At 61.4% G+C, this 17420-nt stretch carries 15 protein-coding genes; 2 read left to right on the forward strand and 13 right to left on the reverse strand.

The window, feature by feature from the left end:
• Positions 1-39: 39 nt before the first annotated feature.
• From PMA3_RS18100 to PMA3_RS18120, 5 genes are all read right to left on the reverse strand, one after another.
• Positions 40-1407, reverse strand: a complete 1368-nt coding sequence (locus tag PMA3_RS18100; RefSeq protein ID WP_064678463.1) for a DUF1329 domain-containing protein — start codon at positions 1405-1407, stop codon at positions 40-42.
• A 9-nt stretch (positions 1408-1416) separates the two neighbouring features.
• Complete coding sequence (locus PMA3_RS18105) at positions 1417-3093, reverse strand: DUF1302 domain-containing protein (protein ID WP_064678464.1); 1677 nt, start codon at positions 3091-3093, stop codon at positions 1417-1419.
• Positions 3094-3200: 107 nt separating this feature from the next.
• Complete coding sequence (locus tag PMA3_RS18110) at positions 3201-4421, reverse strand: acyl-CoA dehydrogenase family protein (protein WP_064678465.1); 1221 nt, start codon at positions 4419-4421, stop codon at positions 3201-3203.
• 56 nt (positions 4422-4477) lie between these two features.
• On the reverse strand, positions 4478-5014 hold the full coding sequence (locus tag PMA3_RS18115; RefSeq protein WP_064678466.1) for a flavin reductase family protein: 537 nt from the start codon (positions 5012-5014) through the stop codon (positions 4478-4480).
• Positions 5015-5095: 81 nt separating this feature from the next.
• On the reverse strand, positions 5096-5986 hold the full coding sequence (locus PMA3_RS18120; RefSeq protein WP_064678467.1) for a VOC family protein: 891 nt from the start codon (positions 5984-5986) through the stop codon (positions 5096-5098).
• 443 nt (positions 5987-6429) lie between these two features.
• On the opposite strand from PMA3_RS18120, the gene PMA3_RS18125 reads away from it, so the two are divergent.
• On the forward strand, positions 6430-8286 hold the full coding sequence (locus PMA3_RS18125; RefSeq protein WP_082930363.1) for a sigma-54-dependent Fis family transcriptional regulator: 1857 nt from the start codon (positions 6430-6432) through the stop codon (positions 8284-8286).
• 87 nt (positions 8287-8373) lie between these two features.
• Here PMA3_RS18125 and PMA3_RS18130 read toward each other — a convergent pair whose 3' ends face one another.
• Genes PMA3_RS18130 through PMA3_RS18140 form a run of 3 tightly spaced genes read right to left on the reverse strand, consistent with a single transcriptional unit; the run spans position 8374 to position 11154 of the window.
• A complete protein-coding gene (locus PMA3_RS18130; protein WP_237140648.1) occupies positions 8374-8952 on the reverse strand; it encodes a cysteine hydrolase family protein in 579 nt (192 codons plus the stop codon).
• A gap of 19 nt (positions 8953-8971) precedes the next feature.
• Positions 8972-9703, reverse strand: coding sequence for an SDR family NAD(P)-dependent oxidoreductase (locus tag PMA3_RS18135; protein ID WP_064678469.1), 732 nt, complete (start codon positions 9701-9703; stop codon positions 8972-8974).
• Positions 9700-11154 carry an FAD-dependent oxidoreductase gene (locus PMA3_RS18140; protein WP_064678470.1) on the reverse strand — a complete coding sequence of 485 codons (1455 nt, stop codon included), beginning with the start codon at positions 11152-11154 and terminating at the stop codon, positions 9700-9702. The genes PMA3_RS18135 and PMA3_RS18140 overlap by 4 nt, the downstream gene beginning before the upstream one ends.
• A gap of 97 nt (positions 11155-11251) precedes the next feature.
• Between PMA3_RS18140 and PMA3_RS18145 the strand changes: the two genes are divergently transcribed.
• Positions 11252-12202 carry a LysR family transcriptional regulator gene (locus PMA3_RS18145; RefSeq protein ID WP_064678471.1) on the forward strand — a complete coding sequence of 317 codons (951 nt, stop codon included), beginning with the start codon at positions 11252-11254 and terminating at the stop codon, positions 12200-12202.
• 60 nt (positions 12203-12262) lie between these two features.
• Here the strand turns inward: PMA3_RS18145 and PMA3_RS18150 are convergent, their stop codons facing one another.
• The 5 genes from PMA3_RS18150 to PMA3_RS18170 form a co-directional block, all read right to left on the reverse strand.
• Positions 12263-13222, reverse strand: coding sequence for an electron transfer flavoprotein subunit alpha/FixB family protein (locus PMA3_RS18150; protein ID WP_064678472.1), 960 nt, complete (start codon positions 13220-13222; stop codon positions 12263-12265).
• Positions 13219-14007 carry an electron transfer flavoprotein subunit beta/FixA family protein gene (locus tag PMA3_RS18155; RefSeq protein ID WP_064678473.1) on the reverse strand — a complete coding sequence of 263 codons (789 nt, stop codon included), beginning with the start codon at positions 14005-14007 and terminating at the stop codon, positions 13219-13221. The genes PMA3_RS18150 and PMA3_RS18155 overlap by 4 nt, the downstream gene beginning before the upstream one ends.
• 2 nt (positions 14008-14009) lie before the next feature.
• Entirely contained in the window at positions 14010-15389 is a 1380-nt protein-coding gene (locus tag PMA3_RS18160; protein WP_064678474.1) for an FAD-dependent oxidoreductase, read from the reverse strand.
• Positions 15386-16210, reverse strand: coding sequence for an aspartate/glutamate racemase family protein (locus PMA3_RS18165; RefSeq protein WP_082930364.1), 825 nt, complete (start codon positions 16208-16210; stop codon positions 15386-15388). The genes PMA3_RS18160 and PMA3_RS18165 overlap by 4 nt, the downstream gene beginning before the upstream one ends.
• 225 nt (positions 16211-16435) lie before the next feature.
• Positions 16436-17392: a threonine dehydratase gene (locus PMA3_RS18170; RefSeq protein WP_064678475.1), complete on the reverse strand. Its 957-nt coding sequence runs from the start codon at positions 17390-17392 to the stop codon at positions 16436-16438.
• Positions 17393-17420 lie beyond the last annotated feature (28 nt).

The raw sequence follows: 17420 nt of genomic DNA on the forward strand, positions 1-17420 counted from the left end.
CGGCCAGCCCTTCCCGTGAGAAAGGGCTCGCCATGGGCATCAGCGTGCGCTCATCTTGGTCAGGGACTCAGGCGAGAAGAAGCTTTCACGTCGACGTTCGGTGATTGCGTATTGCTCGTTGCCCGCGTCGCCCATTGCACAGTTGTACATCCAGGCCTTGGTCCGGTGGTCATGGAAGAAGCCGGTGCAATAATTCACCGTGGCCGGGATATCCGGCGCTACGAAGGGTGTCGACAGCGACGTGCGCCACAGGGTGCCTTCGGCGTCCCAGCCATCGATCATCGCGTTACCCCAGTTGTCTTCGTCGTAGTAATACGTGCGCTTGGGCACGGCATGACGCTTGCCCGCCTTGAGGGTGGCCTCGACTTCCCAGACCCGATGGAGCTCCCAGCGCATGTAGTCCGGGTTGACGTGACGCTGGCCCATGACTTTTTCATCGGCGTTGGCCAGCAATTGGTTGTTGTTATACGGAATGATCATTTCTTTCTTGCCGATCAGCTTCCAGTCGAAGCGCTCCGGCGAACCGGTGCCACCGTAGTTTTCATCGACGAAATTGACGCCCGACGCCACGGAGTTGGGCGTGTCGAAGTTGATGCTCGGCGCACGACGCACCCGGCGCTGACCCGACAGGTATTGCCACAAGGTGCGGCCCTGCACGTAATCCGTCACGTTGTGCACCATCAGCGCTTCACCCGCCCGGAAGGCCGGCGCATACGTCAGCTGGATGGCCATCATGAAGTTCGGCCCGGCGGTCTCCACCGAACCGTCCTTGTAGTAGTAGGGATATTGCGCATTGTCCTCGGCGGCGGTGGCCAACACGCGCTGGCCATCGGCGGTGGTGGTCCAGACCTTGTACTTGCCTTTGGTGGTGTCGCCCCGCCATAGCAGCTGGTGGTTCCACTGCACTTCGATGCCGGATTTTGGCAGCGGGAATGGCACCCCTCCGTAGGCGCCCTTGACGATCAGGCCGTCACCTTCGAGCAAGGCGTGCGTGGCGTTTTTCAGGGTGTTGTCGTACACCCACTGCGGCGCCGATGCCGTACGGCGTGTGGGGAACACATCGATGCGGAACGTTTGCGGATTGTCCTTGAACAGTTGAATCACGCCGGCGCTCAGTTTGTCCTGGTACTTGGCCAGGTTGGCGGCAGTGATGGTGTACAACGGTTTGTCCTGGGCGAATGGGTCGTACGCCCGGTGCCCCTGCTGATAACCCGCCGGCACCGTGGAATACCCCCCCGTCCACGCCGGGATACTGCCGTCGGCATTGCCGGCACGCACGGCGCCCAGGGGTGTCAGCGTGGAGTTCAACGCCTGAGCGTCTGCCGCGCTGACCGCCCCGTAGGCGGACACCACGGACATGGACAAGGTGAAACAGGTCAACAGCTGAGTGATCTTGTTGTTTTTCATGGCCATTACTCAGAATGTATGGGACACGCTGAAGGACAGGAAATCCCGGTCAGCATTGGTCTGTTTGAAGGTTTTGATCCCGCCGATATTGATGGGCGCCGAGGGGCCGTAATAGCCGGTGTAGGCCAGGGTGAAGGTGACCGATTTCAGATAGTCCGCCGTCAGACCGACGTTGTAGTCGCCGCCCTTGCTCTGGCTGAATCCACCCACCGCCGAAGAGCGGCCGTCGATGCCGTAGCTGAAACCCATCGGCACCGACAGGTCGACACCATCCAAGACCTGGAAGTAGGTCGGAGAAAACGCCACCCGGATCGCGGTGGCATCGCGGGTGCCGTTGGGGTCGAGGTTGTCCGGGTTCTTGTCGACGCTCAGCCTGCGGTTCCAGGCCAGCTCGCCCAGCAGGCTGGCGGTGTCCCAGAACATCCCGGTCGGCATGATGTAGATCATGTTGACCTGGGCATGCGCGGTACGGCCCACCGCATACAGCGGATTGCCGTCGTTGTCGCCGTTGCCCGCCAGGTCAGTCATGGTCAGGCTGACCAGCGGTGCGTTGTCGCGTACCGAAGCTTCAAAACCGAAGTTGATGTCGCCAAAGCCACGGTTGGCACTGAAGCCGTAGGCACGGATGTCCTCGGGGAACACCAGCATGTATTCGCCGATCTGGTCCGCACGACTGCCCGCCCCCACCCCGGGACGCAGCTGCGTCTGGAAATTCTTGTCGTGGTAGTTGATGGCGTACAGGCCGAAGTCGGTATCCAGTGCCTCGGAACGGTAGCGCAGTTGCACGCCCCACTGACCACTGTCGCGCGCCTCGATGTCATCGCCGCGATAGAACGAGGCCGCGGGCGCCCCGTTCGGCAAGCGGCCCACGACGATCCTTTCACCGCCTTCGTCGAGCAGATCCGCCGGGCTGAAATAGCTGCCCGCCCCTGGAATGCGCGTACGTTCCCACTCGAACTGGTAGTAGCCACCGACGGAAACGGTCGGTGTGATCTGCAGTTGCGTGGAGAACTGCTTGACCGGCAGGCCAAGCTCCTTGAACTGCGAGTTGGGGACGGTCAGCGCACGTACCGCATCGATCGGTTGCTGCCCTGCGGCAATACCGTTGCCGCCGTAGAACAGGCTTTCACCGTAGAGCAACGAGTGCTGGCCCAGACGCGACACGCCCCACATTTCTTCGCCCAGATCGTAGTTCGCGTAGACAAACGCATCGCGGAACTCCGCGTCCCGCCCGTGCAAGTCACGGGTATCTTTAGTGAACCGGTCATAACGTACGCTGTAGGCGTTGGCGGTACCCGGCGAGTCGTTGTCGTTGCCCTTGTTGTACACATCGTCGTACCAGGCCGCGCCGCTGACCCGCGCGCCGACCTTCTGGTAAGAGATGTCGAACTCCGAAAACAGATCCAGGCGATTGGAGATCATGCCCTTGTCGAAATTGCGATCGCCATCGTCCAGGTTCGAGTCCGCGACCAGCTTGTCGTGCTGGTCCTTGACGCGCCAGGCGTTGGAATATTTGACGTTGGTATCGAAGCGGACCTTCAGGTCGGCACTGCCGGTATCGAACTCCATCGCTTGCGCGCTGGACAATACTGAACAGCCGAGTAAAGCCGCTGCCAGGCGGGTCAGCCGTGGACGTCGGGCAGCCGAACGGACACCACCGGGTGCTCGGTTCTGATGTATGGACATTAAAAGACCTCTGCGACAGTAAGCCGGTTTTTGTTTTTATGAGTGACCGCCGAGGAAGCGGTAGTCGGGTCTCGTCGGGAGGAATGCCTTCCTCCCGATCCAGCGATTCAGTCGTTGAGCGACACCGGGTCCAGGCCGAATAGCATCGGTGGCAGTTGCTGCCCCAACAGATAGGCGCCGAGCATGCCCGCCGTGTCATCAGCGTTCTGGGTAATGTGGTTGGACGCGGCGATGACGTCGCGCAGGATTCGCTGCAGTGGATTGTTCAGGTAAATGCCACGGGCCGACGTGGCCTTGAACAGCAGCATCACCGCCTCTTCGCAGTCGCGACCGACACGGGCGATGTCGAGCATGTAGTGCACGCGGTCGAAGGCCGGCACCAGTTCGCGGCGCTCGACGTATTCGCTGCTCTCGGCCAGCATTTGCAGGAGGCGCGCACGGGCTGAACGCACCCGGACCACCGCATTGCCCAACCGGTCCTTGACGTAGGGACTCAGTGCCGCCCCTGCGCCGTCGGTGGTGTTGGTGCGCACACTCATCTGCCGGATGTACTCATCGATCCCGCCCTGGGCCATCCCCACGATCAAGGCCGAAACGGCACCGAAGAAGATCTGGTTGAACGGGTACAGGTAGTTCGCCGGACGTTCGCTGTAGGTGTACTGGATCAGGCTGTGGGCGCGGTGATACGGCACGAACGCATGCTTGATCACCAGGCTCTTGCTGCCGGTGCCGGCCAGGCCGAAGGTGTGCCAATCGTCTTCAATGACCCATGCGGAGCTGGGCACCAGCATCGACATGCGATCGATCACCTGACCGCTGGCATCACGCCGCAGGCCACCGAGAAACGCCCATTTGCCATGATCGCAACCGCTGGAAGTTTTCCACGTGCCGCTGATGTTGAAGCCACCCTCGACCTCTTCGACCTTGCCGAATGGCGGGTAGGACGAGGCCGTGATCACGGCATTGTCTGCACCCCAGGCATCCAGGCACGCCTGCTCTGGCAACGAACCGTATTCCCACTGGTGGATACCCAGAATCATCATGTTCCAGGCGCTGCTGCAGCAGCCACGACCCAACTCCATCAGGACTTTGTAGAACACCGCGGGCGCCATCTCCCAGCCGCCATATTCCTTGGGCTGGAGGATCTTGAAGAAGCCGGCGTCGACGAACGCCTCGATGGTCTGGCTGGACACCATCCGGTTCTTTTCCACTGACTCGGCTTTATCCATCAGCATTGGAAGCAACCCACGGGCGCGTTCGAGCAATTGCGCTTCGGTTGGAATCGCCTGGGCATCCACAGTCTGGGTTGGCTTGACGAAGTTGTTCATAGGTCTGTGATCTCTGGTTTATTGTTTTTGTCTACAGGTCGAAAGCCGCCAGGGCTTCACTTGAGCGCAGCGAACCTGCTGTTGAAATACACCAAGGGGCCGTCCTGCTCTTGCAGGCCGCGGACACCGACGACTTCTCCGATAAACATGTCGTGGGTGCTGGCCGGGATGACCTGCTCCAACCGGCACTCGAAACTCACCAGCGCGTCTTCGAGCAAAGGCACGCCGGTGACTCCCGACTCCCAGCAGCCTTCTGCAAAGCGCTCCTCGCCGCTGACCCCTTCGATCATTCCGGCAAAGCGTTTGGCAATGAACTCCTGGTCATGGGCCAGCACATTGATGCTGAAAGCGCCGGCGCGCTGAATCACTTCGTGCGCCCGGACATTACGGTTCACGCAGATCAGCAACCGCGGCGGGTCGGCAGTGATCGAACACACAGCCGTCGCCGTCAGTCCGGCTCTCTCGCTGTCACTGCCGCTGGCGATCACCACACAGGCCCCGGCCAGATGGCGCATGCCCTTACAGAAATCAGCGGTGGCCACCGTTGGCGGAATCACTGCTGGCGTACTACTTGATTGAATGGCGTTTAACATCTGGAAAACCTCACTGTGTCGCAGGCGCGGGTGGCCCACAGGCGTGATTGCTGCATGACCAGGCCGGCAGCCCGCCGCGGATCAGAGAACGATGTTGCGTTTGTGACCCCAGTCGCTCATTTTGTTGAACGCCTTCACTTCCCAATGCCGGTCGTCGATGACGACCCCGCCCCAACCCATTTCGAAGTTGAACCCCGAAGGGGTCTGGGCATAGAAAGAAAAGGTCCTGTCGTTCGGGTGATGACCGAGTTCGAGAATGATCGGGATGCCCGCCTTGATGCAGCGGTCGTAGGCCAGGCCGACGTCGTCCATGTTCTGCACCTGGACCATGAAGTGGTTGAGCACCTTGGGGCTGGGCGCCTGTGCCGTGGCGATGGAATGGTGACGGCCCGTTGCGGTGTGGAAGAACGTGGCGTCCACCACGATGCCCGGTTGCACTTCCTCACGGATGTAATCGCTGACTCGCAGCTTCAACACATCCTGGTAAAAGCTCACGGTTTGCGGCCCGTTCTTGGCGAACGGCAGGAGATGGCCGATGCCCAGATCGCCGGTGACAAAGCTGCCCTTGAGCACTTTCGAACGAAACGCGTCGTTCAGGCCTGCTTCGCTGTGGCCGAAGAAAAACTCGTGAGTGAAACCGTTCGGGTCCTCGACGCTGTACGCCTTCTCTACCTTGCGTCGCTGCAGCATCTCCCTGGACAGCACTTCGACCGGAACCTCTTTTTCACGCAGCTCGCGGACATAACTCTCAAGTTCCTGTTCGCTGCGAAATTGCCAGCCCGCCACCAGGATGTCGTCGATCGGATTCTTTTCCAGGAAGAATCGCTGGGCGTATTCATCCATGCGCAAGGTCAACCCCTGCTCATCGCGATGGGCCACTTGCATGCCGATGATGTCGGTGGCCAGCCATTGCCACTTATCAAGGTCGCTTACACCGAATCCTGCGTAGGCCAACGAGTGAATTTCTGCCACTTGCCTGCACCTCATCTTGTTTTTGTTGTTCTGCTCTTTCTTGTGACGCTTTGAAGAACAGCTGTTAAAAGGACAAGAGCAAGCGCTGTGCCAGCATTGAAACGCTGGCAAAACTAAATAAATTTCCTTTATTAATCATTGTCTTATGAACAAAAGGCAGCAGGTTTCCAGCCACGATCCAGTGTTCGCTCAAAGCCAGGAAAATTTAAGAAAATTCGAAAACTGCGAATTTCATTCAAGGATTTTCGTGAACGCGAGGCCGGGGAGAAATTTATCGGATTGCAGAGAATGGATAGCGTACCCAAGACACCCTGTGCTTCAGTGGGCGCAGCCAGTGAGGCGCTCATGACATTTCTGGCACGCGTCTGGCATTGGGTAGTTGCTTCTGCTATTTGCTATTTTGCTGTTCGCCTTCAACAAGTAATAAAACATAGGCTCACTTGATGACTTCTCTCCCCATCGATGACGACGCGCGCTCGCGGCAGTCGCGTAATCGCAATGGCATCAACATCATTACCGACCTGCGCTTCCCGGACATGCAGGACCTGGTGGACCGGCTGTATTTCAACCCCAAGGAGGGGCTGATCTGGCTGGGCGACAAACGCATGATGCTGATGCATGTCGAGGCGTTCGGGGCGTTGCGTCAGGAGCTGCTGGAAAGCAACGGCGTGGAGTTCACCCGAGGCCTGTTGACCCGTGTCGGCTACATGACCGGCCAGCGTGATGCCGACCTGGCCATCCAGGCCCGCGGCACGGGTAATGAACTGGACATCGCCGCGGCCGGGGGGCAGTTGCACGCCTTGTCCGGCATCGTCGAAGTCGCACCGGTGTGCATCGAATTCGATCATGCAAAGGGCTTCAAATACGGTGAGTTCACCTGGAAACGCTCGGTCGAAAGTGACGTGCATATCGCTGCCAACGGCGTCAGCACCGACCCTATCTGCTGGATGGAAGTGGGCTACAGCTCAGGGTTCATGAGCCGCCTGATGGGCCGTCGTTTATTGGCCCGGGAAACCCAATGCCAGGGCTGCGGGCATGATCTGTGTCGGGTGATCGTCAAGCCGGTCGAGGACTGGGACAACACCGAAGAAGACCTCAAATACTTTCAGCCACGGGTCACCGACCATCGCCGGACACAACCAGTCAAACCGGTTAAAAACACCCCCGCCAATACGGCGCCGTCGCCCTTCGGCCTGGTAGAAAGCCAACCCTCGGTGACCGAACTCGGCCGCCCGGTGGGCAGCTCCGCCGCCTACCACATCGCCATGCATAAAATCCTGCGGGTGGCAGGCACCAATGCCACGGTCCTGCTGCTGGGCGAGAGCGGCGTCGGCAAAACGATGTTCGCCCACGAGTTGCATGGCAACAGCCTGCGGGCCAACACGCCTTTCGTTGAAATCAACTGTGCCGCCATCCCCGAGCAACTGATCGAGTCAGAACTGTTCGGCGTGCAGCGCGGCGCCTATTCGGGCGCGACCGACCCGCGTCCGGGGCGATTTGAAATTGCCCATGGCGGCACGATCTTCCTCGACGAGGTGGCCACCTTGAGCATGACCGCCCAGGGCAAACTGCTGCGAGTGCTGCAAAGCGGTGATCTGGAGCGATTGGGCAGCAATAAAACGATCAAGGTCGACGTGCGGGTCATCGCCGCGACCAACGAAGACCTCGCCCAGGCGGTCAAGGCCGGACGGTTTCGCAGTGACTTGTTCTATCGGCTGAACGTGTTTCCGATCACCATCGCCCCCTTGCGCGAACGCAAGGACGACTTGCCCCTGTTGCTCGACACGGTCATGCGCAAACTGTGCGCCCTGCACGGCCGTCACTTGACCGGTGTCGCGCCCCGAGCCTTGCAAGTCATTCTGGATTACCACTGGCCGGGCAATATCCGCGAGTTCGAGAACGTCATCGAGCGGGCCATCATCCTCTCGGACGACGGTGACATGCTGGATATTCGCCATCTCTCGGGCCTCGATGCCTTGGGCGGGCAGCTCGAGCGCATCGGTACCGTCAGCTGGGACAGCGGCCCGACCATTGGCATTCGCATGCCCCAGGTCGATGTTCCTGGCGTCGGGTTGGCGCAACAGGACAATGCGAGCCATGACCAACTGCTCGCGGTCGCACAACGCACGCTGCAACGCGGGCCCGTACGCCTGAGTCAGATCGAGGAGGTGTATATCGAAGTGGCCATGCAGCTCAGCGAAAATAACATCTCGCGCGCGGCCACCTTATTGGGGCTGAGCCGTGCGCAACTGGATTATCGACTGAAAAAAATGTCTTCGGACGAATCCGCCACCCAGTGAACGTCATAGAGACAATCATCGGGCAATGGCGGATTTCAAGAGAGGGCCGGGATCGCCTCAGCGGCGGTTCCCGGTGAGCGTTGGCGATCAGTCGAAAGCGACTGCCGAGTCAATGCTGGTGCAAAAGCGCGCGATACTGGCCATGGAGTTTTCATGCTCTTGCGCCGATGGCGATGCGCAACAGTCTTCCAATACCAGCACCTCGAAATCCCGATCGTGGGCATCGCGTACCGTGGCCTGGACCACCGCCTGAGTACTGACACCGCTGCAGTAGATGCGCTCGATGCCTTCGCGACGCAACAGCACTTCAAGGGAGGTGCCATAGAAGGGTGAAACCCGGTGCTTGACGATGTTCCATTCGTTCGCCAAGGGTGCCAGCTCATCGTGCACCGCCCCGCCCCAGGCGTCCTTTTTCAAAATGCCGTTCCTGGCGATGGCGCCGAACACCTGGGAGGCGGGATTGGCTTCGCGATGGTCGTCGGAAAACGCTACCCGCACAAACGCCACCGCAATGCCTTTGCTGCGCGCTTTGGCAATCGCCGCTGCCGTGCGGGCGATCAATTCGCGGCTGCGTACCTGCTCGCCCAGGGGCCCCTTGCCACTGGCCCCGTCCGGGTGAACCAGGTCGTTTTGCATGTCGAGAACCAGATAAATACTTTTCATCATGCTTTTCCCTTGGTTTGAATCAGTCGCACCACAGTGCACCGTTGATATCGAGGATTTCCCCGCTGATAAATCCTGCTTTGTCAGACAGCATGAAGCTGACGGCCGACGCCACTTCTTCGGCTCGGCCCATGCGTCCCAACGGGATCAGCGCGCGCAGATTGTCCGGGAAGGACGTGGTCATTTCAGTGGCGATCGGGCCTGGGGCCACGGCGTTGACCCGCACCCCGGCGCTGGCCAATTCCTTGGCCAGGAACAGGGTCATGGTGTGAACCGCCGACTTGGACATGCCGTAAGCGACGCCACCGGCTCGCGCCTGTTCATTGGCATCCAGCCAAGGGCGGGCGTTGCCACCGTTCTTGCCGACCACTGAACCGATGTTGACGATGCTGCCCCGCTTGCGCTCGGCCATCAGTTGGCCAATCAGCTGACAAGGAATCAGCGTGCCCTGCACGTTGACCCGCATCACCCGTTCGAACTCCGAGACCTTGAGTTCCAGCGCGCTCCCCGTGGACAAGACTCCCGCGACGTTGACCAAGGCAGTGATAGGCCCCATGTCATCTTCGATCTGCTCGACCACATCGCGCACGGCGATGCGCGAAGCCACATCGCAGGAATAGAAACGCATGTTCGGGCCCAGCACCTGAGGCTCGGCCAGGTCCAGTGCCGCAACCCGATAGCCTTCACTGCCCAGCAGCTTGCACACCGCACTGCCAATGGCACCACCGGCCCCGGTCACTACAGCGACGTTCATTGCGCACCCCGCTGCTGCATCGCGGCCTGGCCCGCCAGGCGGCCGAACACCAGGCCCTTGAGGACTGAAGTGCCGCCGGCGTAGTTGCCGAAATACAAGCCCACGGTTTCACCGGCGGCATAAAGGTTGCCAATCGGTTGACCGTCGGCGTTGATCACCTGCGCGCGCTCATCCACCTTGAGGCCACCGAAGGTGAAGACGTTGGCGGAAATGATCGGGTAAGCGAAAAACGGGCCGGTATCCAACGGCAGTGCCCAGTTGCTTTTCGGCGGCTGCAGGCCCTCGGTGGCCACGCCATCGAGCTGCAAAGGCTTGTAATCGCCCGGGACACAGGCGGCGTTATAGCGGCTCACGGTGTCTTGCAAAGTGCTTGGGCAAACACCCAGTTTCGCGGCCAACCCGGCCAGGGTCGCCCCTTCGATCGCGGCCTGATCGGTACGGATCGCCAGGCGGTAGTTGGGGACGTCCTTGACCTTCTGATCGAGAATGACCCAGGCAATGCCCTCATCCTGCTGATAGATCTGCCGTGTCACCCGTTCGTACCAGGCATCCACCGTACCCGGTGCTTCGTCGGTGAAGCGCAACCCCTGCTTGTTGATCAGGATGCCATAGGGGAAAACGAAAATGGACGGCTCGGAGATGCCCGAGCGCGGGTCCACGGGTTCGGCGTGATAGCTGCCGTAATCGCCACTGGCCGCGGCGCCGACGTCCAGCGCCATCTGGATGCCTTCACCCCGGTTGTAATAGGCGCCTTTGCACACCGGACGCAAATACACCGAACGCGGCCCCAGGTAGCGGCTGAGCATTTCGGTATTGCCTTCGAAGCCACCGCTGGCCAACACCACGGCACCGCGAAAAACCAGATCGCCCTGCAGACGTGACAGGGCCCGGATGCCGAGGACCTTCGCATAGCCTTCGGTCAATAATTCACGCCCGGACGTTTCATAGAAAAACTCGGCGCCCAGGGCCTCGGCTTTCGCCGCCAGGGCTTCGACGATGGCCTCGCCGCCGCCGACCGGCAGCAACCGTGGCTGGGTGCTGGTCAGGAATTGGGTCGGCAGGAAATCGAACTTCACACCGTGGCGTTTCAACCATTCAATGGTGCCTGGCACCTGTTCGGCAAAGGTGCCGATCACACTGGCGTCCACTGAACCCAGCGCGCGGGTTTGTGCCGACCAGTCAGCGCGATCGGCGAGGGTTTCGGCGACAAAATCCGGGTCCTGGTAATAGCCGGAATGCTCGGCCAGGAACCCGTCGAAATCGTCGGTCACCTCGGTATGGCTCTTCATACGCAGATAGGCCTCGGTGAAGCGGCTCTGCCCGCCCCGCTCTTCGCGACTGGCCCGTTCCAGCACGGCCACGCGCAGGCCGCGTTCGGCGCCTGCCACTGCCGCCGACAGACCGGCGACACCGCAGCCCACCACAATCAGATCGAAGTTTAATTCAGCCATGGGTAGTTCCTCTCTTGGTGGCTGGTACTATAGAAATCGCTGCCCCTGGATTCGAGCCTGACGCGGCTAATGGGCTATTAGAAAAAGGTGAAAACCGATGGACAGACTCTGGGCAATGCAGGTGTTCGTGCGCGTGGTGGAATGCGGCAGTTTCAGCCGCGCCGCCGAGTCGCTGGACATCGCCAATGCCACCGTGACCTCCAGCGTGCGCAAGCTGGAAGACTACCTGGGGGTGACCTTGTTATCGCGCAACACTCGCTCGTTGCGCTTGACCGACGACGGCGAAGGTTATTTCGAGCAGTGCAACCAGGTGCTGCAGCTGGTCGCCGATATGGAAGCCCGGGTTCGTCAGAAGAAAGGTGAGATCAGCGGACAGTTATGCATCGAGTCCCCGGCGGCATTCGCCCGTGCGTTGCTGTGCCCGGCGCTACCGGCCTTCACGGCGCAGCACCCCGGCTTGTCCGTGGCGTTGCGCCAGACCGACCATGCCGAAGACCTGATTGCCACGGGCACCGACGTGGCGATCCGCATCGACTCGGTCAACGACGCCGACCTGGTCGCCCGTCCGCTGTATCAAGCGCACTACGTGGCTTGCGCTGCACCCGGGTTGCTCAAACGGATCGGCACGCCCGAACAGCCGCAGGATCTGCAGCCCAAGCACTGCCTGGGGATTTTCGGCGCCGGTCGCTACACCGTATCGGACTGGACATTTACCCTTGAGGACGAGCAACACCAACTGACGCCCCGTGGCGACCTGCACTTCAACAGCACCGACGCGCTGATCCAGGCCGCCCTGGCCGAGCAAGGCGTCATCTATGTCCTGGACGTGTTCGTCAACGGGCTGATCCGCAGCGGCGAACTGGTGGAATTGTTTCCCCACTGGAGCACCGGCAGCCGCAGCTTTTACACGGTGACGCCCAAAGCGCGTTTCATTGCGCCGCGCACCCGTGCGTTCATCGATTTCATCCTCGCCACCCTGGATGCCCAGCGCCGCCCAGCTTCGGGCGCGAGCATCGCGGTAAGGCAAGGACGACGCGGGCTGGTCTAGGGATCTGGTAACGCCTGAAAAATGCCAGCCACTTGCGTGGACTGGCATGTGCCCGGGGATCTATCGCAACTTCTCAAGTAACGCAGGCAGCAGCGTTTCCCAAGGGGCGACGATGCCCAGGCTTGCGACCTTGAAAATGTCCGCTTCGGGATCCTTGTTTATCGCCACGATACAGCTGTCCAGGCTGACCCCGGCCAGATGCTGCAGGGTGCCGGAAATACCCACCGCCAGGTAGATCTGCGGGCTGACGAACTTGCCGGAGACACCCACCTGACGCAGCACGGGCACCATGCCCGCATCCACCGCAGGCAGACTGCCGCCCAGTGTTCCACCCAGGCTCAACGCCAGTTCCTCAAGCAACGCAAAGCCTTGTTCATTGACCCCTCTTCCACCGGACACCACCAGCCTGGCGCCCTCCAGAGGTGGCAGGTGTTGGCCGCTTTCACGTTTATCCAGGGTCAGCGCCCCGGGCAGGACACCGTGCAGTTCGATGGTGAACACATCGGCGTCGGCTTGCGCATTCAACAGCGCACGACCTGCGCGTAAACAGGCGAAGGCTGGCCCCCGGGTGATCGCCAGGCAGAGGCGCATGCGCCCACCCCATGCCGCACGTTCAGCCAGCAGCGTATCGCCGTCAAACCGCAGCGCCAGGCAGCGCCCCAACGCCTGACCATCAAGACCATCGGCCAACAGCGCCGCCAGCTCTTCGCCTTGCGGGCCGGGTGGCAGCAACACCAACGGCACGTCGCCGCCCAACCGCGGAATCGCCCTCAGCGCTTCGCCCACCGCCGCGACCTGCACCTGGGGCTCGTCACATTCACCTAAAGCCCCATGCACGGACTGGTACACCTGTCGTGCCCCGGCCCGCATCGCCCACTCGGCATCCTGGGCACTGGGCTGGCTGCCGATCAGCACCGCCGCGAAGCCCTCCGCGCCACTGACCTGTTGCGCTGCACCCAGCGCCGCTTCCAGCGCCTGGGCGCCCCAGGCTTGAGGAATGACCGTCAGAACTCTACTCATGGCTTGACCCCTTGCTCTTTTAACCAGCCGACCAACGCGTTGGCCTGTTCTGCGACGTCCCCGTCCAACAACCGACATTGCCCCAGGCGAGGGATCACCGGCGCGGCGTCTAGCTGTGCCAAGGTCATCCCGGCCCGCACAGGGGCCGACGCAACGACATGGGCAAAGGTCATGCGCTTGGCCTGCATGACGTTTTTCATCAGGGGGTGGCGCAGCTTGTTGCGCCGATCATTGGTCACACTCGCCAACAAGGGCTGATCGACCCGCAGCCACTCTTCACAGGTGCCGCGCTCGCGCATCAGCCACAGGTGCTCGCCTTGCCATTGGCCAGACTGAGCCATGGCAAACTGCGGCCTGCCGAGACGGCGTGCGAGCAATACCGCGATACTGCCTTCATCCAGATCGCCCATTTCACGCCCCGCCAGCACCAGTTCGTGCCCGGCATAATCGCGCGCAATCAGCCCGGCCATCTGCGTGGCTGTCTGGCGGGCGTCCCACAACTGGCAGGGTTGCAGCGCCAGGCATTGCAATGAATCGGGACGAAAAGCCGCGACACTGCGCATCAGGTTTTCACTGTTGGCGCCGTCCAGCAGCAACACATCGATCTGGGTCGTGGCGCTCGCATCACGCAGTTTCAGCGCGACTTCCAGCGCGGCCTCGTCGAACGGGCTGAGTACACGCCGGGGCGATCCTTGCTCATCGATCGTCCCCTGGCTGTTCAAACTGATGGGGTGCAACGGGAAGCGGATATCCGCGACGCCCGCCAACAGCACAAGAATCTTCATGGTCAGCCCTCGCTCGCCGTGCCTGGCCGGGTGCCGGCCAAACGTCCGAAGACGGCGGCCTTGCCCAGCGCCGACCCCGTCATATAGGCGGCGCCGTGAAAGCCGCCGATCATCTCTCCCGCCGCCAGCAATCCCTCGATGGGCTCGCCGAACACATCAAGCACACGCAAACCCGAGTCGACGATCACGCCGCAGTAGGTGCCGAACACCGCCGCCGTCGAGGGGTAGGCATAAAAAGGCGGGCGCTCGAGCGTGCGCAACTGGCCGTGATGATGCACCAGGTGCTGGCGACCGAATTCCGGTGGCTGCCCCTGGCGTACGGCATCGTTGTACGCGGCCACTTCGGCCAGCAACACGTCTTCAGGCACTTCGATCAGGCGCGCCAGCTGTTCCAGCGTTTGGGCCTCGATGAACAGCCCCTCCTCCAGGCGTCGGGTGAAGTCGAGGATGCGTACCTGGTTGTCACCACTGTCCATGATGTCCTGGTCCAGGATCTGGTAACCCACACCGAATGCCTGTTGCATCACCGCATCGCCGAGCAACTTGTAGGACTGCGACTCGTCGACAAATCGCCGGCCGTCCTGGTTCACCGCAATGGCGCCTTTGTAAACGACCAGGCAGGCGTGGTGGTTGTGCTCGTCCATCGGGTGTTTGCCGAACGTGCCCTTGATGTAGGGCAGGTCACGCACATCCGCGCCCAAGGCCCAGGCCATGCGCAGGCCGTCGCCTTCATTGCCTTCGCCACCGATGAACACCGCATTGTCGTATTGCGGGACAAAGCGGTGAATCAACTCACGGTCCTGGACAAAGCCACCGCTGGCCAACAACACCGCGCTGCGGGCCATGATGTGCTGCTGCTCACCGTTACGCTCGACAGAGGCGCCCGTCACCCGCCCGCCCTCGTTGCGCAACAAGCGTCGGGCACGGCTGTGCAGCCAGACTTCGACCTTGTCCGTTGCGAGTGCGGCCGATTGCAGTTGCCGCACCATGTCGGCCGGATCGACGTTGTGCACCCGGGGTACCGACTGCCCCGAGGCGGCCTCGATGACATCGGCAAACACCACCCCGTTGTCCTTGAGCCACTGGTAGGTCTCCAACTGGTGGTCGGTGTACAGCTTGACCAGGGACTCGTCGCATTCACCCTTGCCCACATCGACCAAGTCATCGAACAGCCGCTGCGATGAATCCTCGATCCCGTGGGAGCGCTGCAGATCGGTGCCGGCGAAGGCCAGGCAACCACCGCTCATGGCCGACGAACCACCGGTTTGCGCGGTTTTTTCCAGCACCACCACCTGCAAGCCCGCCTGGGCTGCACTCAGGGCCGCGCAAAAACCCGCCAACCCGCCACCGATGACCAACAGGTCGCATTCGTAATGATTCATGGTTGTGTCCCCCCTTGAAGGAATGGAGCCAAGCCATAAAACCCGAATACCTCCCGCACCCGGTCAGGCGCCGGCTGAGCCGAGAAATAGCCGCGATTGCAGGTGCTGGTCCCATTGGCGCGGCGCAAGTCCACCATGGCTTCCGCTTGCTTGACCCAGGCGCCGAGCGAATCAAGGACCGGCACACCGTCGACTTCGTTAATGCCATGGGAGGCCAGCAACACGTTGAGCGGCGCCTCGCCGGGAATGATCACCTCGGCGCCTTGCGCGATCAGCTCCCGTGCGGCGCTGCGAAAGCGCTCGATCAGCGCAGTGGGGTCGGTGAAGGCTGCCAGGACGTCGGCAAACTGGAAGCCGACATGACGCACCCCGGTCAACCGCCCGGCAAGACCATGGCGCACGGCATTTTCAGTGATCTGCTCCGCCAGTTCGTTGATGAACACCAGCACCCCGAAGGTACGACCCAGCATGCACGCGGTGAGCATCGCGGATTCGCCATACCCTACCACCGGTATATCCAGCAGGCTGCGAGTCTCCTTGAGCGCCGGTTCCGGCAGCGTGCTGATGGCGTACGCATCAAAACCCTGGTGCTGGGCATTGATGCCTGCCGCCATGAACTGAAGGCCATGCAAGTACTGCAGCGCCGAATACTTGATGTCATCGCCCGGATAGTGATTGCGGTACGTGCCTGGGAGCATCCCGTGCAGGTGGATTTCCGTGCCCGGGCGGGCAACCTTGCGAAAATGTGCGCGCAACGCGTCGTCGTAAGCACCCAGGTCGCTTAAGACAGTGAAGCTCTGATGCCAGATACGGATGCTCATCGGTGTCCTCATTCATGAGCCAGGCCCAGGGCACCTACCTTGCGGTCGATTGCCTGGCCATCCTGGCGAATAGTTGATGAGGAATTATTAGCGGAGCGCCGCAGGGCTGAGTAGGCGCTTGGGTTGAACGGGCCTTTCAAGAAAACTGCAAGATCGCCCTGGAAAGGATTGAAGCGCAAACACTTGCGGCGCTCGAGCCGGAACACGAGCGCTTGCGCCGCCTGGTCACCCAATCACGCCCGCATACACCGCCCTGTCGACATTCCCGCCAGACAGAATGACCCCCACCCGTTTCCCCGCCATGGCGTCACGCTCCTGAATCAGCGCCGCCAGTGCCGCCGCACCCGCCCCTTCCGCCAGGTTGTGGGTGTCGGTGTAATACACACGCATGGCCTCGGCAATCTGCTCCTCGCCGACAGAAACGATCCGCGCCGCAGCCGCACTGTAGATGGCAAAGGCTTCAGGCACCGGCTTACGTACGGCGAGGCCATCGGCAAAGGTATTCGCCGTCGCGGTTTCGCAAATGGCTCGCGCTTCAAAAGAAAGTTTTGCGGCGGCAGCCTCGGTGGAAACCACGCCCACCACCTGGGTTTTCAGGCCCAACGCGTCGCGCGCGGCGATCACCCCGCAAATCCCCGAGCCACAGCCGATCGGCACGTAGACGGTGTCCAGGTCTGGCGCTGCCTTGAACAGCTCCAGCGCATAGGTGGCCACGCCTTTTACCAACTCGGTGTGGAACGGCGGCACCAGGTAGAGGCCATGGGTTTGCGCCAGGCGTGCGGCCTCTTCCCGGGCCTCATCGAAATCGCGACCCCATTCGACCACCTCGCCGCCGAAGCCGCGCATGGCCTGGTTTTTTTCGACCGAGTTGCCCTCCGGCACCACGATCAACGCGCGCAAACCCAACGCCCGTGCCGCCAGCGCCAGGCTTTGGCCGTGGTTGCCACGGGTAGCGGTGACGATGCCCCTGGCGGAGGGGTGCGTGCGTTTGAGCCAGTGCATGAAGGTAATGCCGCCACGCACCTTGAAAGCCCCCGTAGGCGTATGGTTTTCATGCTTGACCCACACCGTGCAACCCAACCGTTCAGCCAGCAATGGCCAAGGGTACTGGGCAGTGGCAGGCATCACTTGGTACACCTGGTGGGCCGCTTGTTCGATGTCGTCGCGAGTCAGTCTGTGCATGAGCACTCTCCCTGAGGTTTTGCCTAGT

The organism is Pseudomonas silesiensis (genome assembly GCF_001661075.1).
GTDB lineage: Bacteria > Pseudomonadota > Gammaproteobacteria > Pseudomonadales > Pseudomonadaceae > Aquipseudomonas > Aquipseudomonas silesiensis.

What these genes read in the sequence shown, in the direction of transcription:
- PMA3_RS18100 (WP_064678463.1), bottom strand. Translation starts at nt 1,407, where the DNA reads ATGAAAAACAACAAGATCACTCAGCTGTTGACCTGTTTCACCTTGTCC.
- PMA3_RS18105 (WP_064678464.1), bottom strand. Translation starts at nt 3,093, where the DNA reads ATGTCCATACATCAGAACCGAGCACCCGGTGGTGTCCGTTCGGCTGCC.
- PMA3_RS18110 (WP_064678465.1), bottom strand. Translation starts at nt 4,421, where the DNA reads ATGAACAACTTCGTCAAGCCAACCCAGACTGTGGATGCCCAGGCGATT.
- PMA3_RS18115 (WP_064678466.1), bottom strand. Translation starts at nt 5,014, where the DNA reads ATGTTAAACGCCATTCAATCAAGTAGTACGCCAGCAGTGATTCCGCCA.
- PMA3_RS18125 (WP_082930363.1), top strand. Translation starts at nt 6,430, where the DNA reads ATGACTTCTCTCCCCATCGATGACGACGCGCGCTCGCGGCAGTCGCGT.
- PMA3_RS18130 (WP_237140648.1), bottom strand. Translation starts at nt 8,952, where the DNA reads ATGATGAAAAGTATTTATCTGGTTCTCGACATGCAAAACGACCTGGTT.
- PMA3_RS18135 (WP_064678469.1), bottom strand. Translation starts at nt 9,703, where the DNA reads ATGAACGTCGCTGTAGTGACCGGGGCCGGTGGTGCCATTGGCAGTGCG.
- PMA3_RS18140 (WP_064678470.1), bottom strand. Translation starts at nt 11,154, where the DNA reads ATGGCTGAATTAAACTTCGATCTGATTGTGGTGGGCTGCGGTGTCGCC.
- PMA3_RS18145 (WP_064678471.1), top strand. Translation starts at nt 11,252, where the DNA reads ATGGACAGACTCTGGGCAATGCAGGTGTTCGTGCGCGTGGTGGAATGC.
- PMA3_RS18150 (WP_064678472.1), bottom strand. Translation starts at nt 13,222, where the DNA reads ATGAGTAGAGTTCTGACGGTCATTCCTCAAGCCTGGGGCGCCCAGGCG.
- PMA3_RS18155 (WP_064678473.1), bottom strand. Translation starts at nt 14,007, where the DNA reads ATGAAGATTCTTGTGCTGTTGGCGGGCGTCGCGGATATCCGCTTCCCG.
- PMA3_RS18160 (WP_064678474.1), bottom strand. Translation starts at nt 15,389, where the DNA reads ATGAATCATTACGAATGCGACCTGTTGGTCATCGGTGGCGGGTTGGCG.
- PMA3_RS18165 (WP_082930364.1), bottom strand. Translation starts at nt 16,210, where the DNA reads ATGAGCATCCGTATCTGGCATCAGAGCTTCACTGTCTTAAGCGACCTG.
- PMA3_RS18170 (WP_064678475.1), bottom strand. Translation starts at nt 17,392, where the DNA reads ATGCACAGACTGACTCGCGACGACATCGAACAAGCGGCCCACCAGGTG.